This window comes from Phocaeicola sp. ICN-14070 (assembly GCF_037892625.1).
In the GTDB taxonomy this organism is placed as follows: domain Bacteria; phylum Bacteroidota; class Bacteroidia; order Bacteroidales; family Bacteroidaceae; genus Phocaeicola; species Phocaeicola plebeius.
In genome coordinates, this window is the sequence record NZ_JBBKBF010000057.1 from 1 (window position 1) to 12,146 (window position 12,146).

The following is a 12,146-nucleotide window of genomic DNA, read 5'->3' on the forward strand; positions in this document are numbered from 1 at the left end:
GTTTTCTCCGAAAAGGAGAATCATTCTTTATCGGATCATCCGGATGCGCTTAAAACGTACGAAAATTAGCTTGGAAGAGGGGCATATTTTAGAATGTTGTGTTTAGTAGGATTTTCAGAGAAGAACATTAAAAAAGCCGGAGCATTTACCCCGGCTTGTGAAAATATCAATTATAGATTTTATTTCTCTACGTTGTCTTTGCTTGGATGAGGATAGTCAATCGTGTAATGAAGCCCTCTGCTCTCTTTTCTTTCCATTGCCTGGCGAGTAATCAGGTAACCTACATTAATCATGTTACGGAGCTCGCAAATCTCTCTGGAAGCCTTTACACGTTTAAACAGGCGCTCTGTTTCTTCATAGAGAATATCCAGACGGTTCCATGCACGCACCAGACGGAGACTGCTTCGTACAATACCTACATACGATTCCATAATCTGATTAACTTCTTTCATACTTTGTGTAATCAGAATTCGTTCTTCGTTACTGATAGTGCCTTCTGCATTCCATTCCGGAATATCTTCGTTGAAATCGTAACGGTCGAGTACACTAAGGGCGTGTTTAGCGGCAGAATCCGCATAAACAATGGCTTCTATAAGTGAGTTGGATGCAAGGCGGTTGCCTCCGTGCAATCCTGTGCAAGAACATTCTCCTAAAGCATACAGGCGCTTGATGCTGGATTGTCCGTCCAAATCGACCTTGATACCTCCACACAAATAATGTGCAGCCGGTGCTACCGGGATATAGTCTTTCGTAATATCAATTCCCAGGCTCAGGCACTTTTTATAAATATTGGGGAAATGTTTCTTTGTTTCTTCCGGATCTTTATGCGTTACATCCAGGTATACATGATCTTCACCACGTTGTTTCATTTCATTGTCTATGGCACGTGCCACGATGTCACGAGGAGCCAATGAGAGGCGGGGGTCATATTTCTGCATGAATTTTTCACCCGACAAGTTTCTCAGTACACCTCCGTATCCTCGCATAGCTTCTGTGATAAGGAAGCTGGGACGGTCGCCCGGATGATACAAGGCAGTAGGGTGGAATTGTATAAACTCCATGTCCTTGACAACTCCTTTGGCGCGATATACCATAGCAATACCGTCGCCTGTAGCAACCAATGGATTGGTCGTATGAGTGTAAACCGCTTCACATCCTCCAGTGGCCATGACAGTAATTTTAGAAAGGAATGTATCTACTTCACCTGTTTTTTCATTCAGCACATAAGCACCAAAGCATTTGATTCCCGGCGTGTGACGCGTAACGATAATTCCCAAATGGTGCTGGGTGATGATTTCTACCGCATAGAAATTGCTGAAGACGGTGATATTGGGATGACGTTTTACTTCTTCTATCAGGCTGGTCTGTATTTCAGCACCAGTATTGTCTTTATGATGGAGAATACGGAATTCAGAATGTCCGCCTTCCTTGTGCAGGTCGAACTCTCCGTTGTCTTTCTTGTCAAAGTTTACTCCCCATTTAATTAACTCTTCTATTTGAGAAGGCGCATTGCAGATAACCTTTTCTACAGCGGCAGGATCGCTGATCCAGTCTCCTGCAACCATGGTGTCGTGGATATGTTTTTCGAAATTATCCACCTTCAGGTTGGTTACTGAAGCGATGCCTCCCTGTGCATAGTAGGTGTTCGCTTCTTCCAGTCCGGCCTTGCAGATCAGTGCAACCGAACCCTTATGCGCCACTTTCAGCGCAAAGCTCATTCCGGCAATTCCTGAACCGATAACGAGAAAATCGAATTTTCTTATCATAAGATTGGGTATTATAACGCAAAACTACAAAAAAGTCAGTTATATGATGCTCAAAAGCATTCTTTTTTGTGTGTCTCTGTAGATTGATTTTTAAAATACTTAAAGATGCGTTGGAGATGTTTTGTTTTCAAGCAGAATTTCTTATCTTCACGGGAAATTAAAACAAAAAATCAGACAATGAATCGTACTTTTCAATCAAAGGTTGGTTGGTGGTATTGGATAGTGATAGGAATAACTTCTGTGTTGTTATTCTTTTTTTTCTGGGAACATTATCTGCTGTGTACAATTCTGTGTGCAACTGTGGTGGTTTTTGAAATCGAAATGCTGGTTCATACGCAGTATGTAATTACAGGAGATGGATGGCTAAAAGTAGAGACCGGACGGTTTATCCCCAATGCTTCACTTGAAATAGATCAGATTCTTCGTATACGGAAAGTCCGTTCGATGACTTTCTGGCAACCTGCTTTGTCGTTCGAGCGGCTTGAAGTCGTTTTTAAAAAACATGGAAAGGTCCGTTCCATTTCTCTTTCCCCTAAGAATCAGGAAGATTTTATCCGTTGCCTGTTGAAAAAGAACGGGGTAATTCAATTTTATGATTGAGACAAATAATTAACTGATAAAAATACTATGGTACGTGAGTTTAAAATCCGCAGAACTCCTTTTAAAGTGTGGTTAGGAGTCATTATTGTGATTGTGGCCATTGTGCTGATGGCTTTGCATACAGAAAACTATTGGAATTTGATGCCGATTGTGCTTCCCGTTTTATTGTTGATTGATGAGCAGATGACGCGTATTCTGGTACAGGAAAACGGGGATATTTGGTTGAAAAGAGGTTTTAGTGGCAGTATCAAGGCGTATGGAGTAAAACGGATTGCATTGCGTAAGAAAGATTCGTTGCTGAAAGGAAGAATTACCATATATTATACGAAAGGGTTCATTAATTTTGACCCGGCCGATTTAAAAGGATTTGTGGCTTGTGCGAAAGAACGCAATCCTCATGCAGACTATCGTGAAGAATAATCATTTCTAAAACTTGAATGGATTATGAAGTATCAATTAGCTATAATTGGTGGTGGCCCGGCTGGATATACAGCTGCTGAAATGGCCGGAAAAGCAGGACTGAATGTAGTTTTGTTTGAAAAAAACAACGTGGGCGGAGTTTGTTTGAATGAAGGATGTATTCCCACAAAGACCTTACTGTATGCGGCGAAAGTACACGATACGGCTTTGCATGCATCAAAATACGGTGTCAATGTGAAAGAGGTTTCAGCCGACTTAGGAAAGATTGTAGCCCGGAAAACAAAAGTGGTCAGAAAATTGGTACTGGGTATCAAGGCAAAGCTTACGGCGCAAAAGGTCACTTTGGTGCAGGGGGAAGCTTATATCCAGGATGCACATACTGTTCGTTGTGGTGAGGAGTTGTATGAGTGTGAACAGATGATAGTATGTACAGGCAGTGCGACTTTTATCCCTCCTGTGGCAGGGCTTGATTCGGTGAGCTACTGGACACATCGGGAGGCTTTGGATAATAAAGAAATTCCTTCTTCTTTAGTCATTGTAGGAGGGGGAGTTATCGGTATGGAATTTGCTTCGTTTTTCCACTGCTTGGGAGTGAAAGTAACGGTTGTGGAAATGATGGATGAAATCTTAGGAGGAATGGACAAGGAGTTGTCAGGCCTTTTACGGGCAGATTATGCCAAGAGAGGAGTGAAGTTCTTACTGAATACGAAAGTAACCGGAGTGACACAGAAGGAAGACGGAATAGAAATAGAATATACTTGCGGAGAAGAAAAAAATACCGTTTGTGCCGAAAAACTGTTGATGAGCGTAGGACGCCGGCCGGTAATGAACGGATTCGGATTGGAAAACCTGAATCTGGAACTTACGGCGCGTGGAATGGTGAAAGTAGATGAACATCTGCAATCTTCTGTGCCGGGAGTATATGTGTGTGGTGATTTGAATGGAGTATCTTTGCTGGCTCATACGGCTGTACGTGAAGCAGAGGTGGCAGTTCATCATATTTTAGAAAAAACAGATGCCATGAGCTATCGTGCCATACCGGGAGTTGTTTATACCAATCCGGAAATTGCTTCTGTCGGTTGTACGGAAGAAGCGCTTACACGTGAAGGCCGTGCCTATCGTGTAATAAGCTTGCCTGCAGCTTATTCAGGTCGTTTTGTGGCTGAAAATGAAGGTGTGAATGGAGTCTGCAAGGTACTGGTAGGAGAAGATGAAGAGATTTTAGGAGTACATTTGCTGGGAAATCCGGCTTCTGAATTAATTATTCAGGCAGGAATGATGATAGAAGACAGACGTAAACTTTCGGACTGGAAAAAGTATGTCTTTCCACATCCTACGGTAGGCGAAATCTTTCGCGAGTTATAAATTGAAGTGTTGAATGAAACGGATAAGCGGAGCATTATTTTTTTTATTTCTTTGGGCCGGTTTTCTTCATGCCCAGACGTTATTAACAGATGAGTTAAACAAGTTAATATCTACCGACCCCTTGTTGAAAACCTCGGAAGTAGGTATTGTGGTTCATGATTTAACCGCAGGCAAGGAGCTTTATAGCTATCAGGCAGACAAGTTGTACCGGCCGGCTTCTATTGAGAAAGTGATTACTGCAGTAACGGCTTTGGATGTATTAGGAAAGGATTTTCAGTTTCAGACTACACTTTCATACGACGGTGTGGTGGAAAAAGGGATATTGAAAGGAAATCTGTACGTAAAAGGAGGCTTTGATCCGGAGTTTATGGAGTTGGATATGGACTTTCTGGTCAGAGCCGTGAAAGAGGCAGGCATACAAGCTATTTCCGGGAAACTCGTGGGTGATGTTTCTTTGATGGATTCCATATACTGGGGAGAGGGCTGGTCATGGGATGATACTCCAGAAGCTTTCCAGCCTTATCTTTCACCGCTTATGCTGAACAGAGGATGTGTGGATATTAAGGTTTCTCCTTCTTCTAAAGGGAAAGTTGGCGTAGTGGAAATTATTCCAGAATCGGATTATTATCAGTTGAACAATCGTTCTATAAGTCTGCATCCCGAAGCTGGAAAACTGAAAATAACGCGTGACTGGCTTACAAACGGCAATACGATAGATGTTTCCGGTAGTGTTTCTTCTGTTCGTAAGCGTACGCTGAATCTGTATGATTCCAAGCAGTTCTTTATGGATACGTTTTGTTACAAGCTTAAGAAAGAAGGATTGTCCGTATCGAAAGATAGTATCTTCTTTTTGACAACTCCCGATACAGTACAATGGATTTATACTTGTCGTCGTCCGGTAGAAGCTGTATTGAAGCGTGCTTTAAAAGAAAGTGACAATCTTTCTGCAGAAGCTTTGTTCCGTCAGTTAGGACGTATGAATGGAAAACATACTTCGCATATTTCTTTTAAGGATTGTCAGGGAGTAGTGGAAGGATTTGTGCGAAATACACTGGGATACGATTCTGAGAATTATCAGATTGTAGACGGAAGCGGTGTTTCTTTGTATAATTATGTATCTCCGCGTCTCGTTTTGGCTTACTTAAATTATGCTTATCGTCATCCATCCTTATTTCGAGTTTTCTATGATTGTCTGCCTGTAGCAGGAGTAGACGGTACACTTCAAGGTAGAATGCGTACGGGGAAAGCATTCCGTAATGTAAGGGCAAAAACAGGAACTGTTACAGGAATTAGTTCGTTGGCTGGTTATTTGACATCCGTGAACGGACACAAAATTTCTTTTGTTATCATTAATCAGAATATACTGAAGGCTCGTCAGGCTCGTAAACTACAGGATAAAATTTGTGAGTTATTGATACGTATGAATTGAGTAAGAAAGTATGATGAAATGTATTTTTAGTAGAAAAAATCAATAAATACACAAGAAGTAGCACAATTTTATAGGTTTTGTGAACAAATATTGTACCTGGATTTCGACTAACTTTTGTATTTTTGTCTGCGTAGAGAGAAAAATAACATAAAGTTGTTCTCTGTTTTTCGGGGAGCAACGGAAGATTTTAAAATTTATAATTATTATGGTAAACTTTTCACTTGAAGGTAAGGTAGCCCTTGTAACAGGTGCTTCTTACGGTATTGGTTTTGCTATTGCTACAGCCTTTGCTAAAGCTGGTGCAACTATCGTGTTTAACGACATTAAACAGGAATTGGTTGACAAAGGTTTGGCTGCATACAAAGAAGAAGGAATCAATGCACATGGTTATGTATGCGACGTAACCAATGAAGAAGCCGTAAATGCACTCGTAGCACAGGTAGAAAAAGAAGTAGGTGTAATTGATATTCTGGTAAACAATGCAGGTATCATCAAACGTATTCCGATGTGTGAGATGTCAGCAGACCAGTTCCGTCAGGTTATTGATGTGGATTTGAACGCACCGTTTATCGTTTCAAAAGCTGTTATTCCTAGCATGATTAAGAAAGGTCACGGAAAGATTATCAACATCTGTTCTATGATGAGTGAATTGGGCCGTGAAACTGTTTCTGCATACGCAGCTGCAAAGGGTGGTTTGAAAATGTTGACTCGTAACATTGCTTCTGAATATGGTGAATTCAATATTCAGTGTAATGGTATCGGTCCGGGTTACATCGCTACTCCTCAGACAGCTCCTTTGCGTGAACGTCAGGCTGATGGTTCTCGTCACCCGTTTGATGCATTTATCGTGGCTAAAACTCCGGCTGCTCGTTGGGGAACTCCGGAAGATTTGATGGGTCCTGCTGTATTCTTGGCTTCTGACGCATCTAACTTTGTAAACGGTCACGTATTGTATGTGGACGGTGGTATTTTGGCTTATATCGGTAAACAACCTAAATAAGTTAATATTTATTTTGTAGATAGAATGTCATTCTGGGGAAGTATGTATGGACTTTCTCAGAATGACTTTTTGGTAAATAGCTAAAGATAATATTATGAGAAAGACTTTGTTTGCTGCCGCTGCTTGTGCCACTGTATTGTGGACCGGATGTAGTAAATCAGAATCTGTCACTGTGATAATTGCCAATCCCTTGGCTATAGAACGTACAGGGGAAATGGTAGAAATTCCCGTAAACGATATTTATACGCAGTTAAATCTTTCTGACACTGCGCAGTTTGTAATCTATGATGAGAAAGCTCAGGAGGTTCCTTATCAGTTGACATACGATGAGAAGGTGATATTTCCTGTGTCTATCGCTTCAAACGCTTCAGTGAATTATACAGTACAGCAAGGAACTCCTTCAATGGTTAATGCAGTAGTGTATGGCCGTTGCTATCCGGAACGTCTGGATGACATTGCGTGGGAGAATGACCGTGCGGCTTATCGTGCATACGGTCCGGCTTTGCAGAAAAGTGGAGAAAGAGCCTATGGATATGATGTCTTTACAAAGAGTGTAGAAGAACTCGTCGTAGAAGACCGTTATGCAATGGAGCTGGATTCTGCCTCACGTGCGGAAATCAAAGCGTTGAGAGAAGCTGGAAAGAAAGAGGAGGCAGACAGCTTGTCGCGTGCTATCTCTTATCATATTGACCATGGAAACGGAATGGACTGCTATGCGGTTGGCCCTACTTTGGGAGGTGGTACTGCAGCCTTGATGCCGGATTCTGCAATTGTATATCCTTATTGTTACAAAGATTATGAGATTTTGGATAACGGGCCTTTGCGTTTTACCGTGAAACTGGTATTCAACCCTTTGGTGGTAAAGAACGATTCAAATGTGGTAGAAACTCGTATCATACAGCTTGATAAAGGCTCTCAGCTGAACAAGACTACGGTTTCATACGAATATCTGACACAGGCTACTCCGGTAGCAGCAGGGTTGGTGCTTCATGCAGCAAATCCTGAAGGATATGCGTATGATGCAGCTAAAGGATATATCTCTTATGCGGACCCCACCACAAATGCTCAGGCTGGTAACGGTATTGTATATGTAGGAGCGGTATTCCCTGCTTCGGTACAGACTAGCACACAGTTGTTTGAAAAGCCGGTAGGAGATGCATTGGGTCATGTATTAGGTATTTCTACGTATGAACCGGGTAATGATTTTGTATATTACTGGGGTTCAGGCTGGAGCAAATATGGCTTTGAGAAAGCAGAAGATTGGACAAATTACTTGAAGGATTATGCTGAAAAGGTACGTAATCCGCTGGTGGTTACCATTCAGAAATAATATATACCTATAATTATAAAAAAGGCGCAAAGCAGATACAAGGATTTGCTTTGCGCCTTTCTGTTTCTTAGGGAAAGACTTTGAATTCATATCCTTCCTTTAACAGCCACTCAATGGAGCGGGGAAGAGCATAATTAAGGTTTTCTTCCGATTTCAGAGAGTCATGAAATGTGATGATAGAACCGTTCCGGGCATATTTCTTTACCTTTTCAAATACTTGCGGACCATTGAGCCGCTTGCTGTAGTCCCGCGTAACCAAATCCCACATCACAATCTGGTATTTCTTTTTCAACACATGGTATTGCATCCATCGCATGTGTCCGTGAGGAGGACGAAATAAGTTGGTCTGCAAATAAGCATTGGCTTTATCGGTATTGGCCAAGTAATTCTGGCTTAAAAACTCGAATCCTCGTATATGGTTAAAAGTATGATTCCCGATACGGTGTCCGCGTTCCACTACCATCTGGAATTCTTTGGGATGCTTCCTTACATTATCGCCTACCATGAAAAAAGTGGCCTTTATTCCATATTTGTCCAGTAAATCAAGTACCCAGGGAGTCACCTCAGGTATGGGGCCGTCATCAAAAGTGAGGTAGACGGCTCTTTCTTTTTTATCCATACGCCAGAAAGCTTTGGGATAAAGCAGACGGATAAATTGTGGAGGTTGTTCTATGAACATGTTTTTCGTCGTTTTTAAGAGGTTTGTTTTGCAGAAAGAATTAAAAGAAAGAATGTCATTCTGAACCGGCAAAGGTGGTAATATTCTCTGTGGTATTCAGAATGACATTCTGTATCTGATACATTCAATCTCTTTTGTATTATTGAGCAGGAGCGCTATTGCCTACTCGTTTTTCCAGCAGTTTGTACAACTGGTCGAACTTTTGAGCATAATGCAAAGCTGATTTATTTTCTTCACCTGTCTTGCTGTCCTTCATTTGCGCTATGGTCTTGCATACATCATCCAAGATATAGAAATAACGCATGCAGTTTTCGTATGAACTTGCGAAACGGGCATCGTCCAGACTCAAATACCAGGTAGCATATTCTACTGCATTGTTGGCCAGTTCATTGAGAATCTTTTCAGCTTTCTGCTGCTGTCCCAATGCCAAGTAGTTTTCTGCCATTTCCTTGGAGCTGCTCATCAGGTAGTCGTGCGGAACCGTAGTAGAAGGAATTACTTTTTCGCAATAATCCAATGCTTTCAGTGCCTTATCCTTCTTTCCTTCCTTAATCAACTGGCTAGTCAGCTGTACGAACATGCGGCGATGCGTATCGCACATGCGTAATACCGTTTCATCCAGGTAAATGTCAGGGTTGTCAATGCCGCCGAACTTGAACTTGTTCATCAGGTTGTCGTACATCTTTTCGCTGTCGAGTCGTCTGCCTAATTTTGCATTGTCAAACGGAGTGATGCGGTAAGCCAGACCTTCCTGCAAGAAGTTATTGGTCAGGTTCAGGTGATTGTCAGAACCCACGGTGATAGCCATGTACATCGGACGTTCCCAGTTGGTATTGGCCAACATTTCCAGCATCATCAGTTCGCTCTTATACAGCACTCGTTTACCTTTCAGCGAGATATGCATGTATTCCGGAATAGAATCAGGTGTCAGCATACCTGAACGTTTGATGGCTTCCTTATCCAGTTTTATGACGATACTGTCGGTCGGAATCATCTGTAAGTCTTCCTTCGGTGAGCGTACCCAGTGTTCCAGAATGTTTTTCAGTTCGTATGGATTATCTCCAAACTCCTTGGCTGCCTCTTCCGGATTCTTTTTGTAGAATTCAAGGATAGTCGGCATGGCATCAGGACGTACGTATACTGCTTCGTTGTGACCGGATACATAGTCAATACGATCCCAGTTGATAGGTACTGAAGGAGAGTCGTATGCCGGACGGCGCATCTGGTCGATGTACCAGTCAGTCTGCAGATAACTCAGGTTGCAGACACGTACATCCGTGCGTACACCTTCTGTTTCCTGATTATACCACAAGGGGAATGTATCGTTATCACCGTTGGTAAAGAGAATCGGATTTCCCTTTTCCGGTACAGAGTTCAGGTAGTTCTGTCCGAAATCGCGGCAGGTGTAGCGGTCGCTGCGGTCGTGGTCGTCCCATGTCTGGCTTACCATTTGCACGGGCACCAGCAAGCAGACCACACTGGCTAAGATAGCCGCAGGCTTTTCATTGATTTTCTTGCTCAGGTATTCGGCTATGGCTGCCACTCCCAGTCCAATCCAGATGGCAAATGCATAGAACGAACCGGCGTATGCATAGTCTCGTTCACGAGGCTGCTGCGGTGTCTGGTTCAGGTAAAGCACGATGGCCAGACCGGTCATGAAGAAGAGGAAGAAGACAATCCAGAACTGCTGGATACCCTTTTCTCCCTTATAAGCCTGCCAGAACAGACCGATAAGTCCTAAAATCAACGGTAAACAGTAGAATACGTTGTGTCCCTTGTTGTTTTTCAGTTCATTTGGGAGCAGCGTCTGGTCGCCTATCAACATGTTATCGATAAATGAAATACCGGTAATCCAGTTTCCATGTTCGATTTCTCCTTGTCCCTGAATGTCATTTTGGCGTCCGGCGAAGTTCCACATGAAATAACGCCAGTACATGTAGTTCAACTGGTAGATAAAGAAGAACTTGATGTTATCCCATTGTGTAGGAATCTTCACCATAATCATCTCTCCACACTGATCGTAGGGAACCTGACGTCCTTCTACTCCTCCCAGCCAGTCTTCATAGGCCTGTGCATGTGCATCGCTGTACATACGTGGGAACAACATGTTTTGAGCGTATTTATACTCTGTTTTATGACGTACAATTTCGTAACTGTCTTTTTCATCCGGACGTTCCTTTTCTTTCCGCTGGTATACCGGGGCACCTTCTTCCACGTCGTACACGCATCCTCCTTCAGTAGGTTTCAATGCAGGTTTGGAAGCATAAGTCTGTCCGTAGAATAACGGGCGGGTACCGTATTGTTCACGTCCCAGGTATTCTCCCAAAGTAAAGATGTCTTCTGGAGAGTTCTGGTCCATTGGCGTATTGGCCGAAGAACGGATGACAATGACGGCATACGAAGAATAACCTACCACAATCATCATCATGGCCAGCAAGCTGGTATTCAGCGTGCGTGCGCTGACACGGTATTTTTCACCGATATTGGCAAAGAGGTAAATTGCTAAAATAGCCAGTACGATAATACCAATGAAGACGCTGCTCCAGCCATGTCCGTAGAACGGAATACCCAGTAGACCGACAGTGGTCAGGAAAGAGATATTCATCCGCTTGCGGCTTTTCACGGTATAACTTTCGTACACACCCCAAATGATGCTTGCGGCCAGAATAATCATGTAAATGATGACACCCGTATTAAATGGCAGGCCGAAGTCGTTGACAAACAGCAACTCAAACCATCCGCCTACCTTCACAATACCCGGTACGATGCCATACAATACGACAGTTACCAGAATCATGGAACCAGCCAAGGCTATCAGACTGCCTTTCAGGTTGGCGTTGGGGTTTTTCTTGTAATAATATACCAGTACGATGGCCGGAATACAAAGTAAGTTCAGCAAGTGTACACCGATAGACAATCCTGTGAGGTAAGCAATCAGAATCAGCCAACGGTCACTGTGAGGCTCGTTAGCCCGGTTCTCCCACTTCAGAATCAGCCAGAAAACAACGGCGGTGAAAAGACTGGAATACGCATATACTTCACCTTCTACCGCACTGAACCAAAATGTATCACTCCATGTATAGGCCAGTGCACCTACCAGACCAGCTCCCATGATGGTAATCAGCTTGCCCGTAGTCATCTCTTTGTCATCGGGGCAAATCAGTTTTTGGGTTAGGTGAGTAATACTCCAGAATAGGAACAGGATACATGCCGCACTCATCAGGGCACTCATTATGTTCACCATTTTAGCCACTTGAGTTGCATCGCTGGCAAATTGGCTGAACAGGTTGGCTGTCAGCATGAAGAAAGGTGCGCCAGGAGGATGTCCTACCTCCAGTTTGTATCCGGTGGTAATAAATTCCGGACAGTCCCAGAAGCTGGCTGTCGGTTCAATGGTCATGCAGTAAGTAAATGCAGCCATTGCAAAAGCGAGCCAGCCTACCAGATTGTTAATCTTGTTGTACTGTTTCATGAATTATTTTTAGTTTCTCGTTAAAATTCAATGCGGCAAAGATAGCAAACATTTGCTAATCAAGTCTCAAAAGTAAATGATAATG

Annotated in this window: 9 protein-coding genes; 6 read left to right on the forward strand and 3 right to left on the reverse strand. The window is 42.9% G+C overall.

Annotated elements, in window-relative coordinates:
* Window positions 1-179: 179 nt before the first annotated feature.
* Complete coding sequence (nadB, locus tag WKT20_RS13865; protein WP_118166069.1) at window positions 180-1,766, reverse strand: L-aspartate oxidase; 1,587 nt, start codon at window positions 1,764-1,766, stop codon at window positions 180-182.
* 177 nt (window positions 1,767-1,943) lie between these two features.
* On the opposite strand from nadB, the gene WKT20_RS13870 reads away from it, so the two are divergent.
* The 6 genes from WKT20_RS13870 (at window position 1,944) to WKT20_RS13895 (ending at window position 7,910) form a co-directional block, all read left to right on the forward strand.
* Window positions 1,944-2,366, forward strand: a complete 423-nt coding sequence (locus tag WKT20_RS13870) for a PH domain-containing protein (RefSeq protein WP_259330710.1) — start codon at window positions 1,944-1,946, stop codon at window positions 2,364-2,366.
* Window positions 2,367-2,393: 27 nt separating this feature from the next.
* Entirely contained in the window at window positions 2,394-2,786 is a 393-nt protein-coding gene (locus WKT20_RS13875) for a hypothetical protein (protein WP_022053835.1), read from the forward strand.
* A 24-nt stretch (window positions 2,787-2,810) separates the two neighbouring features.
* Entirely contained in the window at window positions 2,811-4,151 is a 1,341-nt protein-coding gene (lpdA, locus tag WKT20_RS13880) for a dihydrolipoyl dehydrogenase (RefSeq protein ID WP_118440987.1), read from the forward strand.
* Window positions 4,152-4,164: 13 nt separating this feature from the next.
* Entirely contained in the window at window positions 4,165-5,580 is a 1,416-nt protein-coding gene (dacB, locus tag WKT20_RS13885; RefSeq protein ID WP_340417528.1) for a D-alanyl-D-alanine carboxypeptidase/D-alanyl-D-alanine endopeptidase, read from the forward strand.
* Window positions 5,581-5,785: 205 nt separating this feature from the next.
* Window positions 5,786-6,580 carry a gluconate 5-dehydrogenase gene (locus tag WKT20_RS13890; RefSeq protein ID WP_007560139.1) on the forward strand — a complete coding sequence of 265 codons (795 nt, stop codon included), beginning with the start codon at window positions 5,786-5,788 and terminating at the stop codon, window positions 6,578-6,580.
* A 94-nt stretch (window positions 6,581-6,674) separates the two neighbouring features.
* Window positions 6,675-7,910: a DUF4861 domain-containing protein gene (locus tag WKT20_RS13895; RefSeq protein WP_302462152.1), complete on the forward strand. Its 1,236-nt coding sequence runs from the start codon at window positions 6,675-6,677 to the stop codon at window positions 7,908-7,910.
* 67 nt (window positions 7,911-7,977) lie between these two features.
* On the opposite strand, the gene WKT20_RS13900 is transcribed toward WKT20_RS13895, so the two are convergent.
* The gene (locus tag WKT20_RS13900; protein WP_340417529.1) at window positions 7,978-8,589 is read right to left on the reverse strand and encodes a polysaccharide deacetylase family protein; all 612 of its coding nucleotides are present in this window, start codon (window positions 8,587-8,589) and stop codon (window positions 7,978-7,980) included.
* Window positions 8,590-8,728: 139 nt separating this feature from the next.
* Complete coding sequence (locus WKT20_RS13905; RefSeq protein ID WP_340417530.1) at window positions 8,729-12,061, reverse strand: DUF2723 domain-containing protein; 3,333 nt, start codon at window positions 12,059-12,061, stop codon at window positions 8,729-8,731.
* Between the last annotated feature and the right edge of the window lie 85 nt (window positions 12,062-12,146).

Excerpts from the sequence above, each read along its gene's own strand:
- dacB (WP_340417528.1), top strand. The coding sequence starts at position 4,165 with ATGAAACGGATAAGCGGAGCATTATTTTTTTTATTTCTTTGGGCCGGT.
- WKT20_RS13900 (WP_340417529.1), bottom strand. The coding sequence starts at position 8,589 with ATGTTCATAGAACAACCTCCACAATTTATCCGTCTGCTTTATCCCAAA.
- WKT20_RS13890 (WP_007560139.1), top strand. The coding sequence starts at position 5,786 with ATGGTAAACTTTTCACTTGAAGGTAAGGTAGCCCTTGTAACAGGTGCT.
- WKT20_RS13875 (WP_022053835.1), top strand. The coding sequence starts at position 2,394 with ATGGTACGTGAGTTTAAAATCCGCAGAACTCCTTTTAAAGTGTGGTTA.
- WKT20_RS13895 (WP_302462152.1), top strand. The coding sequence starts at position 6,675 with ATGAGAAAGACTTTGTTTGCTGCCGCTGCTTGTGCCACTGTATTGTGG.
- WKT20_RS13905 (WP_340417530.1), bottom strand. The coding sequence starts at position 12,061 with ATGAAACAGTACAACAAGATTAACAATCTGGTAGGCTGGCTCGCTTTT.
- lpdA (WP_118440987.1), top strand. The coding sequence starts at position 2,811 with ATGAAGTATCAATTAGCTATAATTGGTGGTGGCCCGGCTGGATATACA.
- nadB (WP_118166069.1), bottom strand. The coding sequence starts at position 1,766 with ATGATAAGAAAATTCGATTTTCTCGTTATCGGTTCAGGAATTGCCGGA.
- WKT20_RS13870 (WP_259330710.1), top strand. The coding sequence starts at position 1,944 with ATGAATCGTACTTTTCAATCAAAGGTTGGTTGGTGGTATTGGATAGTG.